27 protein-coding genes are annotated in these 23,526 nt (G+C 63.9%); 19 read left to right on the top strand and 8 right to left on the bottom strand.

Annotation, left to right across the window (positions count from 1 at the left end):
* The first annotated feature begins 146 nt into the window (after positions 1–146).
* Complete coding sequence (locus EGH24_RS11925) at positions 147–467, top strand: HalOD1 output domain-containing protein (protein ID WP_142980367.1); 321 nt, start codon at positions 147–149, stop codon at positions 465–467.
* A 350-nt stretch (positions 468–817) separates the two neighbouring features.
* Entirely contained in the window at positions 818–1,066 is a 249-nt protein-coding gene (locus EGH24_RS11920; RefSeq protein ID WP_142980366.1) for a hypothetical protein, read from the top strand.
* A 104-nt stretch (positions 1,067–1,170) separates the two neighbouring features.
* Here the strand turns inward: EGH24_RS11920 and EGH24_RS11915 are convergent, their stop codons facing one another.
* On the bottom strand, positions 1,171–1,731 hold the full coding sequence (locus EGH24_RS11915) for a DUF7344 domain-containing protein (protein WP_142980365.1): 561 nt from the start codon (positions 1,729–1,731) through the stop codon (positions 1,171–1,173).
* Positions 1,732–2,333: 602 nt separating this feature from the next.
* Between EGH24_RS11915 and EGH24_RS11910 the strand changes: the two genes are divergently transcribed.
* The 10 genes from EGH24_RS11910 (at position 2,334) to EGH24_RS11865 (ending at position 10,803) form a co-directional block, all read left to right on the top strand.
* A complete protein-coding gene (locus EGH24_RS11910; protein WP_142980364.1) occupies positions 2,334–2,987 on the top strand; it encodes a DUF7344 domain-containing protein in 654 nt (217 codons plus the stop codon).
* A gap of 320 nt (positions 2,988–3,307) precedes the next feature.
* On the top strand, positions 3,308–4,021 hold the full coding sequence (locus tag EGH24_RS11905) for a DUF7344 domain-containing protein (protein ID WP_142980363.1): 714 nt from the start codon (positions 3,308–3,310) through the stop codon (positions 4,019–4,021).
* A gap of 292 nt (positions 4,022–4,313) precedes the next feature.
* Positions 4,314–4,898 (top strand): acyltransferase, encoded by a 585-nt coding sequence (locus EGH24_RS11900; protein WP_142980362.1) that lies wholly within the window; start codon positions 4,314–4,316, stop codon positions 4,896–4,898.
* A complete protein-coding gene (locus EGH24_RS11895) occupies positions 4,895–5,989 on the top strand; it encodes a DegT/DnrJ/EryC1/StrS family aminotransferase (protein WP_142980361.1) in 1,095 nt (364 codons plus the stop codon). Before EGH24_RS11900 ends, EGH24_RS11895 begins: the two co-directional genes overlap by 4 nt.
* 11 nt (positions 5,990–6,000) lie before the next feature.
* On the top strand, positions 6,001–6,597 hold the full coding sequence (locus EGH24_RS11890) for a metal-dependent hydrolase (protein ID WP_142980360.1): 597 nt from the start codon (positions 6,001–6,003) through the stop codon (positions 6,595–6,597).
* A gap of 120 nt (positions 6,598–6,717) precedes the next feature.
* Positions 6,718–7,464, top strand: a complete 747-nt coding sequence (locus EGH24_RS11885; RefSeq protein ID WP_142980359.1) for a hypothetical protein — start codon at positions 6,718–6,720, stop codon at positions 7,462–7,464.
* Positions 7,465–7,527: 63 nt separating this feature from the next.
* Complete coding sequence (locus tag EGH24_RS11880) at positions 7,528–8,697, top strand: glycosyltransferase family 2 protein (RefSeq protein WP_142980358.1); 1,170 nt, start codon at positions 7,528–7,530, stop codon at positions 8,695–8,697.
* A complete protein-coding gene (locus EGH24_RS11875; protein ID WP_142980357.1) occupies positions 8,694–9,827 on the top strand; it encodes an ATP-grasp domain-containing protein in 1,134 nt (377 codons plus the stop codon). Before EGH24_RS11880 ends, EGH24_RS11875 begins: the two co-directional genes overlap by 4 nt.
* Complete coding sequence (locus EGH24_RS11870; RefSeq protein WP_142980356.1) at positions 9,824–10,531, top strand: HAD family hydrolase; 708 nt, start codon at positions 9,824–9,826, stop codon at positions 10,529–10,531. The genes EGH24_RS11875 and EGH24_RS11870 overlap by 4 nt, the downstream gene beginning before the upstream one ends.
* The gene (locus EGH24_RS11865; RefSeq protein WP_142980355.1) at positions 10,528–10,803 is read left to right on the top strand and encodes a winged helix-turn-helix domain-containing protein; all 276 of its coding nucleotides are present in this window, start codon (positions 10,528–10,530) and stop codon (positions 10,801–10,803) included. Before EGH24_RS11870 ends, EGH24_RS11865 begins: the two co-directional genes overlap by 4 nt.
* An 11-nt stretch (positions 10,804–10,814) precedes the next feature.
* Here the strand turns inward: EGH24_RS11865 and EGH24_RS11860 are convergent, their stop codons facing one another.
* The 4 genes from EGH24_RS11860 to EGH24_RS11845 all read right to left on the bottom strand — a co-directional run bounded on the left by EGH24_RS11860 (position 10,815) and on the right by EGH24_RS11845 (position 13,787).
* Entirely contained in the window at positions 10,815–11,471 is a 657-nt protein-coding gene (locus EGH24_RS11860) for a trimeric intracellular cation channel family protein (RefSeq protein ID WP_142980354.1), read from the bottom strand.
* A 514-nt stretch (positions 11,472–11,985) separates the two neighbouring features.
* Positions 11,986–12,210, bottom strand: a complete 225-nt coding sequence (locus EGH24_RS11855) for a hypothetical protein (RefSeq protein ID WP_142980353.1) — start codon at positions 12,208–12,210, stop codon at positions 11,986–11,988.
* Between the two features lie 472 nt (positions 12,211–12,682).
* Positions 12,683–13,114, bottom strand: a complete 432-nt coding sequence (locus tag EGH24_RS11850; RefSeq protein WP_142980352.1) for a DUF7344 domain-containing protein — start codon at positions 13,112–13,114, stop codon at positions 12,683–12,685.
* Between the two features lie 16 nt (positions 13,115–13,130).
* Positions 13,131–13,787: a helix-turn-helix domain-containing protein gene (locus EGH24_RS11845; RefSeq protein WP_142980351.1), complete on the bottom strand. Its 657-nt coding sequence runs from the start codon at positions 13,785–13,787 to the stop codon at positions 13,131–13,133.
* A gap of 239 nt (positions 13,788–14,026) precedes the next feature.
* Here EGH24_RS11845 and EGH24_RS11840 point away from each other — a divergent pair, with 239 nt between their 5' ends.
* The gene (locus tag EGH24_RS11840; RefSeq protein ID WP_142980350.1) at positions 14,027–14,374 is read left to right on the top strand and encodes a HalOD1 output domain-containing protein; all 348 of its coding nucleotides are present in this window, start codon (positions 14,027–14,029) and stop codon (positions 14,372–14,374) included.
* Positions 14,371–14,535, top strand: coding sequence for a hypothetical protein (locus EGH24_RS15405; protein ID WP_185903309.1), 165 nt, complete (start codon positions 14,371–14,373; stop codon positions 14,533–14,535). Before EGH24_RS11840 ends, EGH24_RS15405 begins: the two co-directional genes overlap by 4 nt.
* Positions 14,536–14,560: 25 nt before the next feature.
* Here EGH24_RS15405 and EGH24_RS11835 read toward each other — a convergent pair whose 3' ends face one another.
* A complete protein-coding gene (locus EGH24_RS11835; RefSeq protein ID WP_246057974.1) occupies positions 14,561–15,439 on the bottom strand; it encodes a ferritin-like domain-containing protein in 879 nt (292 codons plus the stop codon).
* Between the two features lie 370 nt (positions 15,440–15,809).
* On the opposite strand from EGH24_RS11835, the gene EGH24_RS11830 reads away from it, so the two are divergent.
* Complete coding sequence (locus tag EGH24_RS11830; RefSeq protein ID WP_142980349.1) at positions 15,810–17,132, top strand: sugar phosphate nucleotidyltransferase; 1,323 nt, start codon at positions 15,810–15,812, stop codon at positions 17,130–17,132.
* A 110-nt stretch (positions 17,133–17,242) separates the two neighbouring features.
* Here the strand turns inward: EGH24_RS11830 and EGH24_RS11825 are convergent, their stop codons facing one another.
* Both EGH24_RS11825 and EGH24_RS11820 read right to left on the bottom strand, forming a co-directional pair.
* Complete coding sequence (locus EGH24_RS11825; protein WP_142980348.1) at positions 17,243–17,458, bottom strand: DUF7563 family protein; 216 nt, start codon at positions 17,456–17,458, stop codon at positions 17,243–17,245.
* Between the two features lie 86 nt (positions 17,459–17,544).
* A complete protein-coding gene (locus EGH24_RS11820) occupies positions 17,545–18,777 on the bottom strand; it encodes an alpha-D-ribose 1-methylphosphonate 5-triphosphate diphosphatase (RefSeq protein WP_142980347.1) in 1,233 nt (410 codons plus the stop codon).
* A gap of 319 nt (positions 18,778–19,096) precedes the next feature.
* Here EGH24_RS11820 and EGH24_RS11815 point away from each other — a divergent pair, with 319 nt between their 5' ends.
* The 4 genes from EGH24_RS11815 to EGH24_RS11800 all read left to right on the top strand — a co-directional run bounded on the left by EGH24_RS11815 (position 19,097) and on the right by EGH24_RS11800 (position 23,491).
* Positions 19,097–20,485 carry a CARDB domain-containing protein gene (locus tag EGH24_RS11815; protein ID WP_142980346.1) on the top strand — a complete coding sequence of 463 codons (1,389 nt, stop codon included), beginning with the start codon at positions 19,097–19,099 and terminating at the stop codon, positions 20,483–20,485.
* 59 nt (positions 20,486–20,544) lie between these two features.
* Positions 20,545–21,861 (top strand): MFS transporter, encoded by a 1,317-nt coding sequence (locus tag EGH24_RS11810; RefSeq protein WP_142980345.1) that lies wholly within the window; start codon positions 20,545–20,547, stop codon positions 21,859–21,861.
* 54 nt (positions 21,862–21,915) lie between these two features.
* Positions 21,916–22,386 (top strand): luciferase domain-containing protein, encoded by a 471-nt coding sequence (locus EGH24_RS11805; RefSeq protein ID WP_142980344.1) that lies wholly within the window; start codon positions 21,916–21,918, stop codon positions 22,384–22,386.
* A 127-nt stretch (positions 22,387–22,513) separates the two neighbouring features.
* Positions 22,514–23,491 (top strand): SMP-30/gluconolactonase/LRE family protein, encoded by a 978-nt coding sequence (locus tag EGH24_RS11800; protein ID WP_142980343.1) that lies wholly within the window; start codon positions 22,514–22,516, stop codon positions 23,489–23,491.
* The last annotated feature ends 35 nt before the right edge of the window (positions 23,492–23,526 follow it).

The raw sequence follows: 23,526 nt of genomic DNA, 5'->3' as shown, positions 1-23,526 counted from the left end.
TGATACGGGTCGGCGCAGATCCCCCGAGGGATTGCCCGGCGGAAGCATTGGCCCGTCAAACCCGTCTGAAGGCGGTAGTTATTAATCGACTACTGGCTCACCCGGCAGACGAAAGATACAAGCTACTCGATTTTGTACACGAGATAATGTCCGACGGTAGTGTCTCGCAGTCATCGAGACAGACGGCCAATTCGATCGTGCATCATTCCCAGCAGGACCCCGAGGAAGATATCGCGCTCAGTACGGCGATCCTCATGGCCCTTGATTCCGTCCCCGGCTACGATCTCGAAAACAGCAACAGCGTCGTCTTCGAGCATATCGATCTCGACGCACTCGACGACCTGTTCAGCCCCGTGGCCGGCACGCACCGCACCGGACAGGTGACGTTCCCGGTCGACGGCTACGAAGTGACCGCGACGGCCGCCGGCGAGATCACGATCCGCGAGCGCGGCCCGTCAGCGACGTAATCCGCGACGCAGGCGTCCGTTTTCGGCAGTCGATCTTCGAGCAGTGAGCCGGTAAGCTGCCCCTATATTTTTCATTATTTTTCCTCCGGGACGTATGGTCATACTACGTGACCGTGCCAACAGCTCACATTCGCCGACTGCGGTCGGTCCCTATCGTGTTGCAGCCGGTCACTACTCGGTCGCTACTCCGGCAGAACGGTTATTTCGGGTAGGTGGGACATACCTGATATGCACCCAGCTTCCACTCCGGAACGCGTGTGTTCCGAGCGACTGGCTGCCACCGCGGCCGCTCCCCGAGTAGTAACCGATCGATCAGCACGACACACCAGCGACGCTGCGAGTGTGACAGTATGGCACAGTTACCGCCACCGGATGGAGTGCTGACCGTGGAATCATCGCTCGCGGAGGCGTGGCAGGATGCCCCGCTCGATCCCGATCCGAACACCGACCTCGACTACGAGATCAAACCGTTGACGATCATCAAAACCGGCGATGGCGGGCACTACATGATTCTCCCCGGCGAGGAAGATCACCTTTCCGACGACGAGTTCATGGTCGCCGACCCCGGCAGCGTCTGTCTCCTTGAGGAGTGTCGCTGACGATCATCGAGCCGTGAGACGGCCACCACCGGCCGCCGAGTCGATGCCGGTGGTCGGCGACAGGAGAGTACCTGGTCGAGCAGCGGTTCGGTTCCGAGCAGGATTCATCCGTCCTCATGCCGCAGCAGCTCCGCCGGCAACGACTGCTTTCGCTGGCGGCGTCGCCAGTACTGCACGCCGGCCGAGGCCGCGAACGCGAGCATGATGCCGACGCCCAATACGAGCGTCGGGATCGCCGCGATTACCGGCACACCGACTGCGGAAAGCGAAAACAGGAGCCCGCCGGCAACTGCCAACACGAGATAGTGGAGTTGCCACGGGTAGTCGGCCGTCGTCGTCGGCGTGAGGTATCCATCGATGTCCATCGCGCGGGCAGTGAGTGAAACACGCCCATCGTCCTCGTCGTACTCGATGACGCCGGCGGTTTCGAGCTTCGGCAGGTGCGTCTGGTACAACGAGACGTAGACGCGTTTCTGCTGTTGGCGACTCAGTTCTTCGGGGTCGACATCGTTTTCGAGGGCGGCGATCTCTTCGGCGATATCCTGGACTGCGGCCGGGCCGCCATGGCGGCGGAGGTAGTACAACACCATCCGACGACGCGTGTTACTGAGGATATCGAAGACGAGATCTTGGGACAGCTCCTGTGTAGGTGCGTCAGTACTCATGGTAAGGGCTCGTCGACGCTCCCGTCGTCCCGTTGGTCAGTGGCAGCGTGGTCATACACCTACGAACCGGTTGTATCGGCTTTGTTACGCCGGCAGTACTGCGAGTACAAACCGCATACTCCGCCGGCGTGATTGTCATGTTCCGACAGGCGATTGCTGGGCAGAACCACGACAATAATTCGGCGACAACTCAGGGCGATCCGGCGCAACCGTGGCGATATGTGATCTATAACAAAGCCCCATCGATGGCTCCACACAGAGGACGCGAGCGTCGGAACGTGGCCTACCGTCACCGAAGCCACGAACTACTACCCGACCGACAACGCGACAACCGACACCGTCGTCCCCACTATCATCCATGGAGAACCATACCGCCAGTCCCGAACCCCCCTTCCGTATCGCCGCACAGTCAGTCACAACGGGGCCGAATATGTTAGGAAAGCGAGCATCATGCACTGTCTTTAACCGGCCTCCGGCTATCCACCAAACGCCTTCAGGAGCTGAGTATCCGGGCATTTCGACCGGTAAGAACTCGGTTCCACACTCTATGATCCCCACACAATCTACCCCCCGCCCCCCCCGATGCCCACAGGAGGATAGCTATGTCGCAAGCGAGTGACGCGCCCCCTGAAACACCACCGTCACCAGCTAATGCCGAGCCCTCGTCACCTGCGTCTGCCGAGTCGATGCCGACCGAGGAGCCAGCCGACGCGGAGCCCGAGGACGCGCCCCTCCCGTTAGATCAGGTCTTCGGCGTCCTGAAAAACCAGCGTCGCCGGCGCGTGCTGCGGATGCTGCAGGACGCCGACGGCCAGCTCTCGTTGAGCGACCTCGCCGAGCAGATCGCCGCCTGGGAGAACGACAAACCGATCAAACAGATCACCTCCGGCGAGCGCAAGCGCGTCTATGTCGGCCTTTACCAGTGCCACCTCCCGAAGATGGACGGCATGGGCGTCATCAACTTCAACAAGCCCCGCGGCACGATCGAACTCGGTGACAACATGGAGATCATGTACCGGTATCTCGATACCGCCGACGAGCCCGACGAGCCGGAATGGCACCGCTACTCCATGGGACTGTCGCTGGTCGGGGTCGCCGGCCTCGGGAGCGCGCTGCTTACCCAGCCGATGACGACGCTTCCGGTCATGGACATCGCCGTCGTCGCCCTGTTAGTCGCTTTCGCCGCCTACGGAGCCGTCTGTCTCCACTGGACATCCCGCCGAGCGGAAGCTGAAGACTCATCGGCTCCGGAATAGTTCGATTACCACAGTAGCCAATTCATGTGGCGTGCGGTTTTCTCGCTGAAGACGATCCATGACAACCCCTGCTAGTAGCCTCGGTTCAGTCAGCCCATTGGCCGACCCGTAACCGGGAGGAAGACGGGAACGATGCTTGCACGGTTACGGTACTGATGATATTAAAGACATTATGAACCATGCAACGAGTTGATTTCCTTCCTGACATTGAGTTAAGCAGATACGGCTGCCGGGCATTCGCCTGCCGATCCGGAGTTACAACCCCAACGACTACGGATGCATAACCAACGACCCCGAACGACACACACAGGAAGACCAGTATGCCACAAAGTGAGACGGGCACCGACACGGCGGAACCAGTAACTGACCACGACGCACAGGCGGCGACCGACGCCGATACCGACGGATCGAGTGAGAACGGTAGCGTCGTCCCATGGACGAGCATCACGAAACCAACCGACGACACGGAGACGTTGGCTGCGATGACAGCCGCTTCCGCGGCCGAACCGGGAGCGGACGATATGGCCGACGCCTCGTTGCCGCTGGATCAGGTGTTCGCTGTCCTGAAAAACGAGCGTCGTCGCCGCGTGTTGGGGATGCTCAAGCAGACCGACGACAAGCTCTCGCTGAGCGATCTCGCCGAGCGGATCGCCGCGTTGGAGAACGACAAGCCGATCGAACAGCTCACCTCCAGCGAGCGCAAGTGTGTCTATGTCGGCCTCTACCAGTGTCACCTCCCGAAGATGGACAGCATGGACGTTATCGAGTTCAACAAGTCCCGCGGGACCGTCGCACGCGCAGCCAATACGGACGCAGTGTACGACTACCTCGAAACCGCGGCCCCGGGTGCTGAACCCGACTGGTACCGCTACTCCACGATCCTTTCGGTGGGTGGGGCAGCCGCGCTCGGAACCGCACTGCTCGTCGATCCGATGACACCGCTCCCCGTGATCGACGGGACCGTCGGCTGTCTTGTTATCGTGTTTGTGGCCTACGGGCTCGGTGCGTTCGTTTGGACCCACAGAGCCGATTGATGTCGGACCCGGAGAGGAATCGACCGTTGTGTCGAACACCGAACCGATTGTTCCTGTACCGATTCAGTTCGTCGCTGAAAGCGAGGCGATGATTCGCTGAAAGCGATCTATAACAAAGCCCGCTTCAGCCGAACGTCCCTCCCGTAGCGGGCCCCCGTTCACCCCCGCGAAACACGGAGATACCAATGGATATACCACTACTTACTGGTGCCACACGGAGCGCGTGGATCGGGTGGCCGGACGAGCGAGGTTGCGCGAGGGGCCGACTGCCCCTCGGCGTTGAGGTGTGCGAATGAGCCGCGTCGTCTTCGGCGCGAACCCGACGGTTGACGACGGTGCGACTGTCGGCTACCAGTACGCCGACGACGTTGGCCCGACGTTGATCGGCGCGGACGCACGAATCAGATCCGGCACGAAGATCTACGCGGACGTTGATCTCGGCCGCGGATTTACCACCGGCCACGACGCGCTCGTCCGCGAACACACGATCGTCGGCGACGACGTGATTCTCGGGACGAAATCGGTCCTCGATGGCTCGGTGACGGTCGGCGACAACGTCAGCATCCAGACCGGCGTCTACGTCCCGCCGGAGACCGAACTCGGCGATCGCGTCTTCTGTGGGCCGAACGCCGTGCTGACGAACGACCCCTATCCGCTTCGGCGTGACGAGGATCTTGAGGGGCCGACGCTACGGGACGGCGTCTCCGTCGGCGCGAACGCGACGATCCTCCCGGGCGTTACCGTCGGTGAGAACGCGTTTATCGCCGCGGGCGCGGTCGTCAGCGAGGACGTGCCGCCGGGGATGTTGGCGATGGGCGTCCCCGCGAACCACCGCCCGCTGCCGGAGGAGCTCAAGGGAGAGAACGTCATCGCATGATCCCGCTCGCAAACCCAACGTTCGGCCCCGACGAGATCGACGCCGTCGACGACGTACTCGAAAGCGGGATGGTCGCCGACGGCCCCGAAGTCAGAGCGTTCGAGGCGGAGTTCGCCGACTACTGCGGGGCCGGCCACGCCGTCGCCACCTCCAACGGGACGACCGCGCTGCACGCCGCGCTGGAAGCCCTCGACATCGGCGCGGGCGACCGCGTCGTCACGACGCCGCTGTCGTTCGTCGCCAGCGCGAACGCGATCCGGCTGGCCGGCGCGCGGCCGGTCTTCGCCGATATCGACCCCGAGACGTACAATCTCGATCCGGCCGCGACCGAGCGTGCCGTCCGCAAGGCCGACGCCGACGCGATACTGGCGGTGCATCTCTACGGACTGCCTGCTGACGTCGCCGCACTCCGCGACATTGCCGACGACGCAGGGATACCGCTCGTTGAGGACGCCGCCCAAGCCCACGGGGCGACCGTCGACGGCGACGCGGTCGGCACGTTCGGCGATGCCGCGGCCTTCTCGTTTTACCCGACGAAGAACATGACGACCGGTGAAGGTGGGATGATCCTCACCGACCGCGAAGCAGTCGCCGATCGGGCGGCGAGTTTCTGCAATCACGGCCGCGGTAGCGACGGCGGCTACGCCCACGAGCGCGTGGGCCACAACTTCCGGATGACGAGTCTCGCGGCCGCCATCGGCCGCGTCCAACTCGACCGCCTGCCCGAGTGGGTCGCCAGCCGTCGCGCCAACGCCCAGCGGTTGACTGACGAACTGAGCGATATCGATGGGCTCACTACCCCCAACGCTCCCGACGGGGTTGAACACGCCTATCACCAGTACACGGTTCGCGTGCCCGACCGCGAGCGGCTGCAAGCGCACCTCGCTGACAACGGCGTCGATTCGGGGGTGTATTATCCGACGCCGATCCACGAACTGGCCGCCTACGACGGGTACGACGCTGACGCGCCGGTCGCGGAAGCGGCCGCCGACGAGGTGTTGTCGCTGCCGGTGCATCCCAACCTGACCGAGACGGAGCTCGATCGGATCGTTGAGGCGACCCGCGGTGCGGTGACCCAGCTCCGGGCATGAGAGGCTCCTGAATGTGGCCGTGGGAACACGCGGCACTGGGGTATCTGACCTACTCGCTGTCGCGTCGCGCCCGCGGGCAGGCACCGCCAGCTGAACTCCCAACCGTCGCCCTCCTTTTCGGAACACAGCTGCCTGACCTGATAGACAAACCGCTCTCGTGGGGCCTCGGCATCTTTACCACGGGCTCGGCACTCGGCCACTCGCTACTGTTCGCGGTGCCGCTTGGGCTCCTCATCGGCGTCGCCGCGGTACGAACCGACCGGCGAGCGCTCGGAGCCGGCTTCGTCGTCGGCTACTGGTCACATCTGGTCGGCGACGTGGTGAATCCGCTTCGGTACGGTGATCCGATAGCCGTCGACCGCGTGCTCTGGCCGTTCGTCGCACAGGAGCCGTACGACCAAGACCTCGGCCTCGGTCGCGGACTGGTCTATTTCGGTGAGCTGTTCGAGTCGTTGCTGTCGATCGATTCGGTGACGCTGGTGGTCGCGTATCTCCTCCTCACGCTGGCAACGGTGGCTCTCTGGTTCGCTGATGGCGCGCCGGGAGTTGGCCTCCCCGGACAGCTCGGAGAGCGACTCCGAACACGACTCGAACGCGGACGATCGTGAGGGAAACGCAGAGCGACCGCAACCGAACCCGACAGGGACGGGCTACTGACAGGTAGTGACCCATTGGCCACCGATAAGCGATCTATTACTACTCCCAGTTACCGCCTCCGTGAAAGTGGCATGGCTGAACGACTCACTGAGCAAGACACCGGCCCGTCCGGCGAGATGGCGTTCACCTATCGGTGGTACCGGAAGTTCCTCCAGGAGCTCCGCGCCAACGGCTACCGGTTCCGGCCGTTTTCGGCGTCCATCGGCTACGGCGACATCGTCCTCCGGCACGATATGGACCTCTCAGTCGATGCGGCCGTCACGATGGCCCACATCGAGGCAGACCTCGGAATCGAGGCGACGTACTGCGTGTTGCTCACGTCGTCGTTGTACAACCCACACGAGGCGACCCACCGGGCGGCACTCCGGGAGATCGAATCACTCGGCCACGACGTGGCTCTCCATTTCAGCACCCACGAGTACTGGCCGGCCGACGAGCCGCCGGCGACCGGCGACATCGAGGCACGCGTCCGCGAGGAGCAGTCGATGCTGGAAACCATCGTCTCGCCGAGCGAGACGGTGTCGTTCCACCGGCCGCCGACGTGGGTGCTCAACCGTGAGTTCGACGCCTTCCGGAGCACCTACGAGTCGGCTCTGCTGGACGAAATCGGCTACGTCGCCGACTCCAGCCAGCGATGGCGGAATAACTCGCCCGACGTTGACGACTTCCCTGATACCGCACAGGTGCTCACCCATCCCGGGCTGTGGGGACGCAGCGACGCCACCTTCGCCGAGCGCGTCGCGCAGGCGACCGAGGCGGCCTGTGGGCACGCCGACCGCACCACCCGCGAGCAGTTCATCGACGGAGAAACAGCATAATGAGACTACGATTCAACCAACGACCGAACCGACAGCCGACACGTATCACCGCGGGAGCCGCCCATGTATAGGGAGCTGACCGTCGGGGTCGTTATCCCCGCCTACAACGAGGAGGGCTTCGTCGGCAGCGTCATCGACGACCTGCCGGCGTTCATCGACCGCGCCTACGTCGTCGAGGACGGGAGCACTGACGACACGTGGGGCGAGATCTGCGACCACGCCGACGCCCGCAACGCAGCCCACGAGGGCCACTTTGAGGAGCTGGTCGTCCCGATCCAACACGAGCAGAACCGCGGCGTCGGCGGCGCGATCAAGACCGGCTACCATCGCGCTCACAGCGAGGGCATCGACGTGACAGCCGTCCTCGGCGGCGACGACCAGATGGACCCCAGAGTACTAACGCGATATCTCGACCCCATCGCCGACGGCGTCGCCGACTACACCAAGGGTAACCGCTTTGCGCGCCCGGATGACTGGGCGGAGATGCCACGGTTCCGCCTGCTGGGGAACGTGATCCTCTCGTATCTGACCAAAATCGCCAGCGGCTACTGGGGATCGATGGACTCCCAGAACGGCTACACCGCGATCTCCCAGCAGGCACTCGAAGACACTGACATCGAGGGCATGTACGAGTATTACGGCTACTGCAACGACCTGCTCGTCCGGCTTAACGCCGCAGACGTGCGGATCGCCGACGTGCCGCGCTCCTCGGAGTACGCCTACACCGAGGGCTGGAAAAGCCACATCGACTACAAGGAGTACATCCCACGTGTCTCCCTAATGTTGTTGCGGAGCTTCGGCTGGCGACTCCGCCGGAAGTACCTGATGACCAGCTACAACCCGGTCGCGCCGCTGTACCTGCTTGGGACTGCCGTGACCGGCCTCGGCGTCCTCGGTCTGCTGAAATCACTGCTCAGCCGCGATGACGATAGCGGTTCATGGTTGCTTTCGACGGTCGTCGGGACGCTGACATTGCTGTATGCGACCGTCCGCGATCAGGACGCCAACAGGCATCTGGAAGCACACATCGCGCCCGATGCCGACGACGCGGATGTTGGCGACGACACCGTCGACGACGCGACAGCTACCCAGTCGACAACGGACGACGCGTCGGCAGCCGACCCGCCGACGCTCGCGGCTGACAAGAACGGCGAGCACGCTGCTCTCGGCGTCCCAACCGACGATCTCACCGAGGATCAGCCGGCTGATTCGCCGGCGGTGGAGGACTCATGAGCCACCACACAGCGGGATCGGGTGATACCGATTGCACAGTCCTCATCACGGGTGCCGGCGCGCCGGGTGCGTCGGGGATCATCCGCAGTCTCCGAACGACCGATGAACGTGAGTTCCACATCGTCGGCGTCGACATGGACAGCGAGGCCTACGGCTTCGCGCTCGTCGACGAGCACGCGACAGTACCGGCTGGCGACGACGAGGCGTTCGTCCCGCGGTTAGCGGAGATCGCCGACCACGTCGACGCCGACGTGATTCTGCCGCTGACGACCGCCGAGATCGAGCCCCTGGCGGCCAATCGCGACGCCTTCAAGGGGACGGTCATGGTCTCCGAAACGGAGGCTCTCGGCGTCGCCAACGACAAAGGCCAACTCTACGAGTTCCTCGACAGCGAGGGGTTCGCGGCCGCGCCTGACTACCGCCGCGTCGACACCGAAGCCGAGTTCGTCGCAGCCGTCGAAGATCTCGGCTACCCCGAGAACCCGGTCTGTTTCAAGCCGCCGGTCGCAAGCGGGATGCGCGGCTTTCGGGTGCTGGACGAAAGCACTGATCGCCTGACCCGACTACTGGAGTCGAAACCCGATACCGCGGTGACGACGCTTGACGAGATGCGGCCGATCCTCGCGTCGGCCGAGGAGTTTCCCGAGTTGGCGGTCATGGAATACCTGCCCGGCGAGGAGTACAGCGTTGACGTGTTGGCGATGGGCGAGGACGTCGGCCCGGTGATCCCGCGCTCCAGAACGCGAACGCGGGCCGGCATCTCCTTCGAGGGCACCGTCGAACGCCGCGAGGACCTCATTGCGGCTGCCACGGAAATCAGCCAGCAGCTCGGCTTAGAGTACAATATCAACATCCAGTTCAAATACGACGCCGACGGCGAGCCGAAAGTCATCGAAATCAACCCCCGCGTCTCGGGGACGATCATCATGTGCGTCGGCGCGGGCGCGAACATGCCGTATCTCGGCGTCAAACACGCCCTCGGCGAGTCGCTCCCGGCGGTCGACGTGCAGTGGGGCACCCACATGGTGCGCTACTGGCAGGAGCTATTCCGATCGCCGGACGGTCGATCGTATCACGTCGGCGCGGAGCCTGCCGACCGCGAGGCACCGCCGCAGGCAGGTGTGCAATGAGCCTTCCCATTCACGCCGTCTGTTTCGACTTGGACGACACGCTGTACCCCTACGCCCGCTACGCACGGGCCGGCCTCGATGCGGCCGCCGACTACATCGAAACCGAAACCGGTGGCCGCTACCACGAGGAGTTGCGCGATATCTACTTCGAATCCGGCATCACCGAGGGTACCTTCGGCGTGCTCGTCGCTCGGCACGACCTCGATAACGGACTCGTGGCTCGGGCTGTCGAGGCCTTCCACAGTAGTACGACGCCGCTGGAGCCGTACCCCGAAACCGAGGCGGTTCTCGCCGAGTTGGGCGAGGCGTATCGACTCGGACTGATTACGGACGGTCGCGGTGGCCACGCCAAACTGGATCGGCTTGGGCTCACCCACCACTTCGATGACGTGGTCGTCACCCCCAAAATAGATAGCTCGAAACAGGACCGTCGCGTGTTCGAGCGAATGTTCGACTCGCTGTCGGTGCTGCCGTGGTCGACGGTCTACGTCGGCGACGATCCGCGTGTCGACTTCCGGGTGCCGAACGCCTTCGGCATGACGACCGTACGCCTCCGTCGCGGCCGATATGCTGACATCGAACCGCCGGATGAACGATCCGAGCCCGACGCGGAGATTCGGAGCCTCGACGAACTGCCGGCGACCATCGACGCCAGCGACGACGAGTCGGCGGCGTCCGGGAGCGAAATCGGGGGGAAACCATGAGCGATGAGTGGGACGAGGTTAGCTACGTGATCTCCTCGTCGTACCGCGTGAAGGTGCTGCAGCGGCTCGCTGACTCGCCGGCGACGCCGTCGCGGATCGCCACCGACACCGATCGGCCGACGACGCACGTCTCGCGTGCGCTTCAAGGCTTGCGCGATCACGACCTCGTCGAGCTGTTGGTCTCCGAGGAGCGACAGAAGGGCCGTGTCTACGGCATCACCGAAGAAGGCGAGTCAATCTGGGAAACCATCGAAGCCCAGAACCTCGCCTAGCGGTCTGTTTGTCAGTCGGTTCGGAGCCCTAACGTCTGTACTGTCGGGAGGTTCCAGTTGTACAGAACCGCAGCCAACCGAGTCCCAACAGTCACCAACGCACAAACCACAGCAGCTGTGCCCTCTGCTGCTCCGATCATGCCCACTGCCCAGTACGCACTGCCACCGAGGATTGCACAGCTCGCNTAGAAGTCCTCGAAGAGGATGAACGGNGNNNGNTCNAGCAGGATGTCCGCGACTGCTCCGCCGCCGACGGCGTTGATCGTCGCAATCGCGACGACGCCGAACGCNGACACNNCNGCCNCGGTTGCNACGATNGNNCCNGTCGTNGCNAANGCAGCGAGGCCGATCGCGTCGGCGACGAGCGTCACCGGATGTGTTTCCGGAGCCCTGAGGACGACGCTCAGTGCGATCGCCAAGCCAACGCCGAGGAGTCCCAGCGTGATTTCGATCGGCGATTGCAGGGCCAGCGGGATTCGTGTCACGAGGAGATCGCGCGTCGCGCCACCAGCAAATGCCATGGCAAGCCCGACGATGATGATTCCGAGCACGTCGAACTCCTCGCGGATTGCCTTCGAGGAGCCGACAAGGGCGAACGCGATCAACCCGATCGTATTCATTACCGCAAACGGATCGCCGAAGAGAATTCCGAGGATATCCTGACTCACTACGCTCGACTTTGCGATCGAATCTCTTGAGTAATACTATTTCTACGCCGCACCGTCTCACGCCAATTGAACTGGCAGTCCTGGAATTGAAGCGCAGTCGCAGGGCGTGAGCCCGACAGAGACAGGATTCAGTGGCCGATACGCGGCGTGTCTGCAGCAGCGTTACCGCGTCGCTGCTGTGGTGATCATGTACCGTACAGCCAGCAAAAAAGACCCGCCTGCCGAGTTCAGTTCTCAGTCGGTTCGTCGTCGTCAGGGATCAGTATTTCGGGATCGCGGTCGTACGCGGGGGCAGCGAGGAACTCGGCGATTCGTTCTCGATCGTTGTCGGATAGGAACTCCGTCATCACTAGGGACGACGACCTCCGGTGGGTTAGTAATGAAACGCCTACGTTGTCACGCTGTTACACATCGGATCGAGGCCGACTACTGGCCAGCTATCCGACTCTAGCGGCCAGTTGCCGGCCGTTCGGCTACAAAAACAGTGGGAATACCGGTCGTCGCAAGGGACCGTCTATGGGTTCGGGGTGACGCCGACGGCACGCCACGTCTCGCCACGGGAGTTGAGCGGGACGAGGCGGACGCGGAGGGCTGTCGTGCCGGTCGCTCGGGCCATCGCCGTCCGAATCGACGGCCTCGCGTACTCGACGACGTGAAACGTCCGATGACCGGCCGTTTCCCAGAGAGTCACGCCGCCGTGGCTATTCATCGGTCGCCAGACGGTACAGTCGACCTCCACCACGTGATGGTCGGCTACCGGCGTAGTCGACCCATACTGAGCCGTCGCAACTCGTTTGTCACCTGTTGGCTGCTCGTCAGTCGAGCTGACTGTATCCACCATATGTCTGCACAACCGGACAGTGACTTTGGTATACACTGGCTACTCCATGTTTTGTGCTTGGTAGGACTGTTCTACCGGTCGCTGACTGACCAGCCGCGTCGCTCGTGTGGAATAGCGCGATAAAGTGGAAGGGGGAGGGGTACGCGTCCGAACACCGGCGGCGGGCCCCGGCACCCCCGGGACCGCACCCGGCGTTCGGTGAGATAGAGTGAGGCAGGGGTCGTAGCGACCGTCGGGGGACTTCGCGTCCGGTCACTACAATAGCAATAAGCAGAGCCAACGGGGTAGTTATTGATTCCGTACGGCGAGTTGTCAATATCTGGGATCGCCGTACGGAACCGTCCGCGAAAGATGTTGGTCCCGATAGAGGCTATGCAGCATCGTTGTCGACGACCGCGAGCAGTGCGGCCCGCAGCTCGTCGTCGACGAGCTCGACCCGGTTGGTGGCGGTGTCGTATTCGATCAACCCCGCCGCAGCCAGCTTCGGGAGGTGGGTGTGATGCAGCGCGGTTCGGATGCGGTGCTGGACCGCATCCCGATCGTCGTGCGGTGACTCTGCGGCAGCGACGGCGGCAGCGAGGCGGTCGATGTGGAGGGCCGTCTCGTCGACTGCGTCCAGTGTTCGCAACACGATCCGGCGGTGATCGTCGCTGATCGCCGCCAAGAGCGTATCCGTCGACCGCGCCGCATCGGTTCGGGCGAGATCACCCATCACCGATACCTCTGGGGAACGAACGGGGACATGGTCGAAAAACCCTGCATACGAGACTAGAGTGTCGTGGGCCGGATCGGGGTTTGGCATGGTACACGAGGCTCGGCTACCGGTCGGCGTCGAGCGTGTCGAGCGTCGTCGTCGAGAGCGTGACGATGGCACGCCGGAGGCGTTCGGTGACGGCCTGATCGGAGATGCCGAGGTCGTCGGCGAGATCCTTCGTTGAACAGCCGCGAGGGATGTCGTAATACCCCCGCTTGATTGCCAACGAGAGGGCCTCCAGTTGGGCGTCGCTCAGTCCCTCGTGTGGTGTTCCCTTCGGCTCGGAGGGCGTGTAGACGCGCTGTACCGTCAGCGGGATGCCCACCGCTTCGCAGTGGGCGGAAAACGAACTGAGCCGCTTGTGGGCCGGGAACTGGATTTCGAACTCCCAGACCGCACCCCGACCGATGGCATCGAGGATGTGGCCATCACCGTCCTCGATTCCGCTGATGAGGTCGTCGATGGCGGCTTCCCAGTCGAGTTTCAACAGCGTTCGATCGTCGAAGGTATCGATCTTGCTCGCACTTTGCACTGCCGGATGGCGATTGATCGAATCGATGAACTCCTCGATGGAAGTCGCATGGATCCAGAACAGCGGGACGGTCGTTTTCCCCAGTGGAACGAGGGTTTCGAGTTCGATGACAGTATCCCGATCAACGCCGAGAATGCGCCCGAGTTCGAAATCCGCTGCGGAGATGGAGAATTCAATAATGACACTCATCTAACGAACGCCTATTAACCGGTTATACTACATAAGACGGTAGCTTGGCACATCATGGCAATGGTGGTGAGACGCTTATATTTAAACAAATACTGAGTAGGAAGCACAGTTCTAGCAACAGTTTTCGGTTGTTGTGCAGATCTTTACGGTACTATCGTATCGGTCCGGAGGGCAGTGGCATTTATAACTACTGTATAGTCAGGGTGGCGGGTAAACCGACCAGGACACTAAAGAGAGGTATGACAGCGAGTAAAACTGGCGTCGAACTACGGGACTTCGAGTTCGATTCGGCCATGGGGACCTATCGAGCGAGCTACGATCCGGAGACCACCCCACCGAGCATGGCCGTTATCGCCCTCCTCGTGGAAATCCTCGATACCTGCCCGATCGAGATGGAGCAACTCCACAACACTGTCGATACCGATGCCTTAGATACGGTGGTGGCGGCCGCCAGCAACATCGCCTCGGCCGTGGAAGTCTCGTTCACCTACGAGGAGTACGCCGTCACCGTCGAGCGCGAGGAGGTTACCGCCGAATCCGTCCACAACAGCGACGACTCAACCGAAAGAGAGGTTCGCAGCCAATGAGCGACAGCCCACAGACGGCCGCCGAATTCAACGCCGCGCTCGGGGCTCTTCTCCGACAGGCAGCCGATGCCGGCGTCGGCATCGAGGGCGGGTGGGACTGCCGCAACGGCGGCGACCACCCGGACTGGGACGTTGTGATTACGGAACTCGAAAAAGAATAGCGCGGCAACCACGGCGCGAGGTCGCTTAGCTGGCGTTGTCGGTCGTGTCGTTTTCGACGCCGGTCGTCCCGTTGTCGGTTGTCGTGTCGTTGGTGACACCCGCTTCGCTGCCGTTTTCAGCCGGCTCGTCGGTGACGTTCTCCTCGGTGCCGTCTTCCGTTTCGTTGCCGACTTCGCCCTCCTCAGGCTCCGGTTCTTCGCCCTCGACGATGTACTCGCTGGCGATCGCCAGCACCTCGTCACGCGAGCGCGCCTCGTCGATGACGTTCGGGTAGCTGGTCACGCCGTTGAGCGTCCGCAGGAAGGCGGCGTGTCGTGCCTCGACGCTGTGGATGCCGAGAGCCGGCGGGATGAGGTCCGCCGACTCGATGTCGGGGGCCGCACCCGCGTACGCTGAGACGCCCACGTCTTCGAGTTGGACAGCCGTCCCGAGGAAGGCCATCGGGTACTCGACAGCGAGGCCGAAGTCGAAGGCCGGCTCCTCGACTGGCTCGCCGTCGAGGGACTCGATCGTCGAGATGAGGGTTTCGACGTGCTGTTCTTCGTGCTCCTTGATCGTCACAAGTTCATCGTACATCCGCTCTTTCAGCGGGCTGTCCTCGGGGACAGCACGGCAGTTACAGAGGGCCTCCTCGCCGATGTTGTCGAGGCCTTCCTGATAGAACTTCGCTTCGAGGTACTCAAGGGTCAGTGCGTAGTTGAGGATCGCCACGTCGTCTTCGAAGTCGTTTTCGACCGACGCCTCGTCGTCTTCTTCTTCGGTCTGACCGAGCGCGGGGCCGACGAACGCACTGCCGGCGGCAACGCCGCCGAGCGCGCCGGCCGCACCGGTCATGAACTGTCGTCGCGTATTGTCGAACGCGCCCTGTTCCGCCTGTTCGGTGTCGTCGTTTGGTTGTACCACGCTAAACCCCACTGCCCGGCGGGCGTTTGTTATGCAGCCGCTGGCGATTGGTTCGGTTAGCTTACATAATCACCCACGTTGCTTACTGCTGAGACGTGCCGAAATCCAATAACGATCCCCGCCTGCGGTATGGTCGGCTGTCATCTCCGTAAGTATCCCGTAGCCGAGAGATTAGCCGTGGCATTCGCTCACAAGCGAGGACTGAAACAGCCGCTCTCGATACAGCGATCACCGTCCCGTCGCCGGATAGCACGCAGCGATGAGCGGAGAGAACAGCCCACGCACTACGGTTCCCTGAGAGGACTCTCAGTCGCCCGCGACCCCCGGTAATCGCTCTATAGCAAACCACCGACAGGGCGACCGATAGTCCATGCAGGTAGTCATCCTCGCAGCCGGCCGTGGCACACGGATGGGGCCGCTCACCGAATCGATGCCGAAACCGCTGCTGCCGGTCGCCGACCGGCCGCTGGTCGCTCACGTCGCCGACGCCGCAGTGGCGGCCGGCGCGGACGAACTCGTCCTCACGGTCGGCTACGGCGGCGACCAGATCCGCGAATACTTCGGCACCGCCTACGGCGGCGTCCCGGTTCGATACGCCGAACAGACCGAACAGCGCGGGACCGCCGACGCGCTGGCGGCCGCCGCCGACCACCTGGACGACGATTTCGCCGTTCTGAACGGCGATTCGATCTACGAGGCGAGCGATCTCGCGGGGCTGTTCGAGTCGGTGCCACAGGTCGGTGCCGTTCGCGTCGACAACCCCTCGTCGTACGGCGTCTTAGCAACCGACGACGACGGCGTTGTCACCGAAGTCCGCGAGAAACCCGAGAACCCGGAGTCTAACCTCGTCAACGCCGGGGCCTACACCTTCCCGAAGGACGCCATCGAACTGTTGGACGTGCCCGAAAGCGAGCGCGGCGAGTACGAACTGACGGACGTACTGGAGCGGCTGATCGACCGCGACGCCCTCGGGACGGTCGTCTTCGAGACGTGGCTGGATGTCGGCCGGCCGTGGGAGTTGCTGGCGGCGAACGAACGCCGACTTCCCGGCGGGCCAGCTGCGACAACGACGACCGACGGCGGCGCGGTGATGGGCGAGGATTGGGATGCATCGACCGTCGACAACGCTGATGCCGAATCCGCTCCCGACCGAGACCCGCATGCTGCGGACGGCGTCTTGGCTAACCATCTCACCGTCCCGGCAGACACACAGATCCATCCGGACGCGACGATTCGCGGCGACGTGGTCATCGAGGCGGGCGTCTCCGTCGGACCGGGCGTCGTCATCGAGGGGCCGACGCTGCTGCGGGCCGGCAGCTCAGTCGGGCCGAACGCCTACATCCGGGGGGCGACGCTGCTCGGCGAGGACGCTCACGTCGGCCACGCTGTCGAAATCAAAAACAGCGTCCTGATGGCCGGGGCGACCGTCGGTCACCTCTCCTACGTCGGCGACAGCATCCTCGCACGCGACGTGAACCTCGGCGCCGGTACCAACGTTGCCAACCTCCGCCACGACGACGAGCCCGTCGCGCTCACGGTCAAAGGCGACCGCGTCTCGACGGGTCGCCGGAAGTTCGGCACGGTGCTCGGTCCCGATGTCGCCACCGGTATTCAAACCGGGATCAACCCCGGCGTCACGCTCTCGGCAGGCACCCGCACCGAGCCCGGCGAGAACGTCACGCGAGATCGATAACGCGTCGCCGACTCGTTGCTGACGCGGTGTAGAAGGCTGCTGCGTCGATCGCGGTGGTGGGTTGGAGGCAGAGAATCGGTTGCGGTCCCTGATGGACCGGCGTCGGCGGTTCAGTTGCCGCTCCTTTTCCACGCGGTGAGCGTGTCGCCGTCGGCGGTGTCAGTATCGCGTCGCGCAGCGTCGCCTTGGGAGAGCTCCCGACGGGGGCGGCAGTCGAGACAGCCGTGGACGGTGTCACCCATCCCGAAGACGCGGATGAATCGACGGCTGACGGCGGTGCCACACCGGTTGCATCGTCGGCTGCTATCAGTGTCGTACTCGGACATACACGCTGTGGCTCGAAGAAGAACGGTGTAAGTACACGCCGGCTACTGGCGGGTAACAGCTCGTTATACGGCCGTTGGGGAGGCCGCTATCGTGAGGAATCGAACGCGGACGGACTTGGATAGGCGGCCAGCGACGGGTTCGGCCCCGCAGTCGGTTCGGAGCCTTCCGCTCCGCGGCCCCCAAGCCCCACGTTGAGGACTTCAGTGCCGTCGACGACAACGAGTTCGACAGTCGGCGTCGGCTCCGGCTCGACAACGACGAGATCAGCCCGTGCGCCGACCGCGATCCGGCCGCGATCGCTGAGCCCGACCACCTCTGCCGGGTTGCGCGTGACACGGTTCACCCGCGTCGGCAGCGGTTCGCCGGTATCGACGAACGGCGCGGCCAACAGCGACGGTGGGTGGTAATCCGCACACAGGACATCGACACAGCCGGCGTCGATGGCGTCGACCACGCTGAGATTGTCCCAGAGGCTGCCGCCCCGGAGGAGGTTCGGCGCGCCCATGACTGTCGTGAGGTCGCGGTCCGCGGCCCGTTGGATCGCATCGAGCGTGAGCGGGTACTCGCTGATCGTCGCGCCGTGATCGGCCATCCGATCGACTTCAGCTGGCGACTCGTCGTCGTGTGAGGCCAGCGGACAGTCGAGTCGGTCGGCGAGATCGGCGAGTCGCGTGATCCGCGCCTCGCGGTCGGCCTCGGCCATCGACGCCCGACTACGGGCAGCCGCAGCAACGCTGTCGGCCGGCCAGTTCCGGTCCTCAATGTAGTGGCGTTCGAACGACTCGGCGTCGTACTGGCCCGTGCCGGGGGCGTGGTGCATCACCGACAGCAGGTCGATCGCGGCCGTCTCGCTGAGGTCCTCGACGGCGTCGACGCTGCCGGCGGTCAGCTCACACCGAGCGTGGAGTCGGTTGTCGCCGAGGGTGTACTCCTCGTCGTCGAGTTCGGTCGCCAGCGCGGTTGCGGCCTCGATGCTCCGGCCGTCGTCGGGTGCGTCCTCGAAGGCGACGGCGTGGAACTTCGTCGTCACGCCGTTGCAGAGGTTTGCCCGATCTGCGGCCGTCAGCGCGGTGGGAAGCGGGATCTCCGCGCCGGCGCGTGGCTCCCGGTGGCCTTCGATGTCGTCGCCGTGGAGGTCGATCAGCCCCGGCATGAGCGTTCGGCCCTCGGCGTCGATGGTCGTCGTTCGCGGGAGTTCGCGGCCGGGCGTCGGGCCAACGGCAGCGATCCGATTACCAGTGATGACGACGTGGCCGTCCTCGATGACGGTCGTCGGCGTCACGACGCGTGCGTGTCGGATCTCGGTGATCCCGCTCATTGACACACCCCCTGTCGTTGCCGAGCTGTCTGCCCTGTCGTCCCCGGCGGTCGGCACAGCGGGCTCTCGTCCAACATGGTCGCCATAGCACATCTATACCACACCGGACGGCTTTGTTACGCTGCGTAATCGGCGGCTCTCACTCGCTGAGGACGTGGTAATCGAATCGTACGGACGCTCACCGATAGACACCTCGGGGATCTCGATTCGGTAGTCGGTTGCGGTTACTCGACGGAAGGAGCAGCTTACGACGCAATGGTAAACCCGGCGGTTCAGTAACGCGATCATACCTTACTCCGCGTCGGCTGTCGGCCTCAGTATGGTTTCCAAACGGATCGGAACGCTCGCAACAACCCTCCTCCTGACGGTCGCGCTCGTGGCAGTACCGCTCGGCGCGGTCGCAACTGACCACGCCTCCGAGGACGCACACTTCGAAGTCGAGATAACCGAGGTGAACAGCTCTGTCGTCGCCGGTGACACACTCGCCGTCACCGCCGTCGTCACGAACACCGGCACGGCGCAGGATAGCCAACAGGTCCACCTCAAGGCGTTCGACGAGGAGATCGTCGATTCGGTCGCTGGCCCGCCGCTGACGCTCGATCCCGGCGAGGAGCGAACAGTGTCGCTCGCGTGGAACACGACGGGTGCTGACGTTGGGACTGACAACATCAGCGTCCAGAGCAACGACGACTATCCAACCGCGGAAGTGACCGTCACGCCCGCACCGGAGCTGACGAGTGAACTCGGCACGGTTGAGTCCGACATCGAACTCGGTGAGACACTCACGGTTCCGGTCTCCGTGACAAACACCGGTGACGCGTCGGCAACGCCGACAGTCTGGATGGCACTCAACGGCACACAGACAGCCAATACCAGTACCGAAGTCGCCCCCGGTGGGACCGAACAGGTCACGTTCAACTACACAGCCGCTGAGAGCGATATCGGCACGTGGAACCTGACCGCCGGCATCGACGCCGAACAGGACGCAACGACAGTCACTGTAATTGAACCGGCCGCAGGGACGCCAGCCGCCGACCAGTCGACTGAAAGCTCCAACAGCGAGAGATCCAGCGGCGAGAGTTCCAGCAGCGGCAGCGACCCGAACACGCTCGACCGACAACACGGAACGATCGGTGGGTCGGCAACGGCCACTTTCGCCGGCGGCGACGTCCGCCACGTTCGGTTCGATGAGGATGTCGACGGCCGGGTCGTCGCTATGCGGATTCGTTCCTTCCCCGACGACGTGACTGAGCCCGCCTCGACCATCGAGCGATACAGCATCGAGCCGCCCGAATCAGCGACCGAGACCAACGCGACGATCCGGTTCGAACTCTCGGCGTCGGCTGTCGACACCGAGGCGAACGAGACAGTGGGCGTCACGCGATGGAACGGAACGAATTGGACTGCCCTCCCGACCGAAACGACACAGCAGGACGAGACTCTTATCATCGATGCGACAACCACGCACTTCTCGCTGTTCGCGGTGACAACGGAGGATGCATCGGCGTCGAGTACGAGCGAGGACTCGACGGCGTCAACGACGACCAGCGACGACACTGAAACGACGGGCACTGACGACGCTGACGACGCCGAAAGCACGTCAGGAGGCCGCCAGTCAGGCTCTATCCCGCTGGGACTCGGTGGCGTCATCGCCGGATTGGTTGGCCTGCTGGCCATCGCTGGCTACGCGGGACGAAGCGGGAGCTAAGCTGGCGACCGAGCGGTTTTTCCGGTACACGTAACCCTACCCGTCGCGGTTTTTCATTAATGGCATCGGGTCAGGCAGCACCGAGCGACGGGGCGTCGATACCAACGGCGACCGGCCCCCGTCGCCGTGTCGCGGTCGTCGTTGCGATCGTGTTCATCGACCTCCTCGGGTTCGGGATCATCATTCCCGTGTTGCCGTTTTACGTGCGCTCGTTCGGCGTCAGCGACGTGTTCATCGGTGTGGTCGCAGCCTCGTACTCGCTGGCGCAGTTCGTCGCCGCGCCGGCCCTCGGTCGGCTCTCGGACGTGCATGGCCGACGGCCCGTGCTCATGCTATCGGTCGGCGTCGCCGGGGTCGCGTGGGTGATCTTCGGGTTCGCCGGCGAGATCGGAACGATCGGTGGCACCACCCTCGGCCTCGCCGTGCTGTTCGGCGCGCGGCTGTTGTCCGGGGCGGCCGGCGGCAACATCGCCGCCGCACAGGCCTACATCGCGGACGTGACGCCACCGGCGGATCGGCCGGGCGCGCTCGGTCTCGTCGGTGCGGCCTTCGGCCTCGGCTTCGTGTTCGGTCCCGCGATCGGTGGCCTCCTCGCCAGCGACATCGCCGTCTCGACGGCGCGCAGCGTGTTGCCGGCGTTCGTCCCGGTCACGCCGTTTTCGCTGCCGAGTTTCGCCGCCGCGGGTTTTTCCTTTGTTGCCCTCGCCGCCACGTTCGCGGTGCTGAAAGAGCCTGACCGTCGTCGCAGTCCGAGGGGCCGAGTCACGTTCGTCACGCAGTTCCGGACGGCACTGGCCGACGCGACGCTCCGCCCGCTCGTGATCGCGTTCTTCCTCACGTCGCTTGCGTTCGCCGGGATGACCGTCATGTTCGTCCCGTTTCTGGCCGACTTCTTCGGCTACGACGCGACCGCGGCGGCGATGTTTCTCGCCTACATCGGCGCGCTGGGCATCCTCAATCAGGGCGTCCTCGTGGGCTGGCTCTCCCGGACTGTCGGCGTCAGAACCGTTGTCAGAAGCGGCGTCGTCTCGCTGTTTCTCGCGCTGCTCGTGTTGGCGGTCTCCCCGCTCGCGGGCACGGCACCACTGTCTGTCGGCCCCGACTGGGCGACTGCCGGGCTACTCGTCCTGTTGGCCTTCGGCGCGTTGGCCTCCTTCGGCAACGGCGCGATCACGGTCGGCCTCGCGGCCCTCGTCTCGGAGGGGGCCACCGACGACGCACAGGGAGCAGCCTTCGGCGTCACGCAGGGGGCCGGCAGCCTCGGCCGAACGGTCGGCCCACCGCTTGCGGCGGCAGCCTACGTCGGCGTGTACTGGTCGCCGTTCGTCGCCGGCGCGCTCCTCCTGATCCCGGTTGCCGTGTTGTTGCGGCGGTGAGCGACCGATCCTTGGCAGCGAACGGTTCATTTCCTCACGAAGCGTATCCATTCCATGACAGCAGCGACGAAAACGGAGATAGCGGAAAGCGTTACCCACCTCATCGACGAGGTCGGATCGTGGCCGGGCGTGACGGTTGGCGAGCACCGCTTCGGCGGCACCGAGTGGCGCGTCGGCCCGCGGGAGATCGGCCACGTCCACGCGTGGGGCATGCTCGATATCGCCTACCTTCGCGCACTCCGTGACGCGCTGATCGAGGAGGGACAGACTGGCGTCCACCACCTCCTCGATCAGTCAGGATGGACGACGTTCTACATCCAGCATCCCGACGACTACGACCACGCCGAATGGCTGGTTCGCCTCTCATATCTCTATCACGTCAATGTCCTCAAACAGACACCGGCCGGAGCCGCGGAGTACGACGCGATCGACGTGACGAGTGAACTCGACGCGCTCGCCCCAAGCGACGCCGTCCGGCAGGCCTTCGAGCGGCGTCGCTCCGGGGTTGTCGGCGCGCCTGAGTAGTGATTTGAGACTAGAGAATACCGTCGATCTTGCCGTTGTCGTTCCACAGCACCGCCCATACCGAGGCGGGAGCAGAGAAACAATTCGTGGCGGAGTTTTCAAGTGAGTGCCATGACGAAACCGCGGTATGGAACGCTATCGTCGCACACGTCGCCGTGTGCTCGCAAGCGGTTTCGCTGTCGGTATCGGCGGACTGGCCGGCTGTTCGGGATCGACGGACGATACAACCGAAGACGAGGAGGGCACCGAGTCGAGCGTCGAACCCGTCGTCTCGATTCCGGGCGAGCCGGTGCCGGAGAACATGGCCTTCGACAGCGAGGGAAACCTGTTGTTCGGGATCACCGACGGCGAACTTCGCCGGCTCCCGCAGGAACAACTGGGCGAGTCCGATCTTACGCTCGACGATACCGAACAGGTCGCCTCGCTTCCGGAGGTAATCGGCGTCGAGACCGGGCCTGACGACACCGTCTACGTCACTGTCCCGACTGACGATGAACAGGGTGGTGTCTGGGAAGTCCCGCCCGACAGCGACCCCTCACAGCTCGTCTCGATCGGTGGCTTTCCCAACGACATCGTGGTCGATAGCAGCCGCGATCGACTGCTGGTCACCGAATCCTTCGGCGGCGTCGTTTACGCGGTCGATATCACTGATGGGGCACAGGCGATCGACGGCGAGCGGCGGTCGACGTGGCTCGACGACGACCGCCTCGATACCGACGGCTTCGGTGCCAACGGAATCACACGGGACGGCAACGCGATCTACATCGCCGTCACCCAAGCCCCGAACGACAGCGGCCGACTCCTCCGGGCGTCAATCGCCGACGATGGGAGCGCGAGCGAGACGACGCTGTTCGCCGAGGGCAGCGAACTCGCCGGCGCGGACGGGATCGATGCAGCGGATGGAGCCGTCTACGTCGCGGCGAATAGCCTAAACCGGGTGGTGCGAGTCGCCGACAGCGGCGAGCCGTTGACCGTTGCGACTGGTGACGACGGTCTCGTCTTCCCCTCGGATGTCGAGTTCGGCCCCGACGGCGAGTGGCTCTACATCTGTAATTTTGCGAATCAATCACCGGAAGAGGCGGCGATCCTGCGAACACAGGTGTAACCCACGCGGCCGAGTCGGTTGGTGGTCGGCTATAT

It is taken from the genome of Halonotius terrestris (genome assembly GCF_006861665.1).
GTDB classification, from domain to species: domain Archaea; phylum Halobacteriota; class Halobacteria; order Halobacteriales; family Haloferacaceae; genus Halonotius; species Halonotius terrestris.
This window is presented reverse-complemented; position numbering and strand designations above follow the sequence as displayed.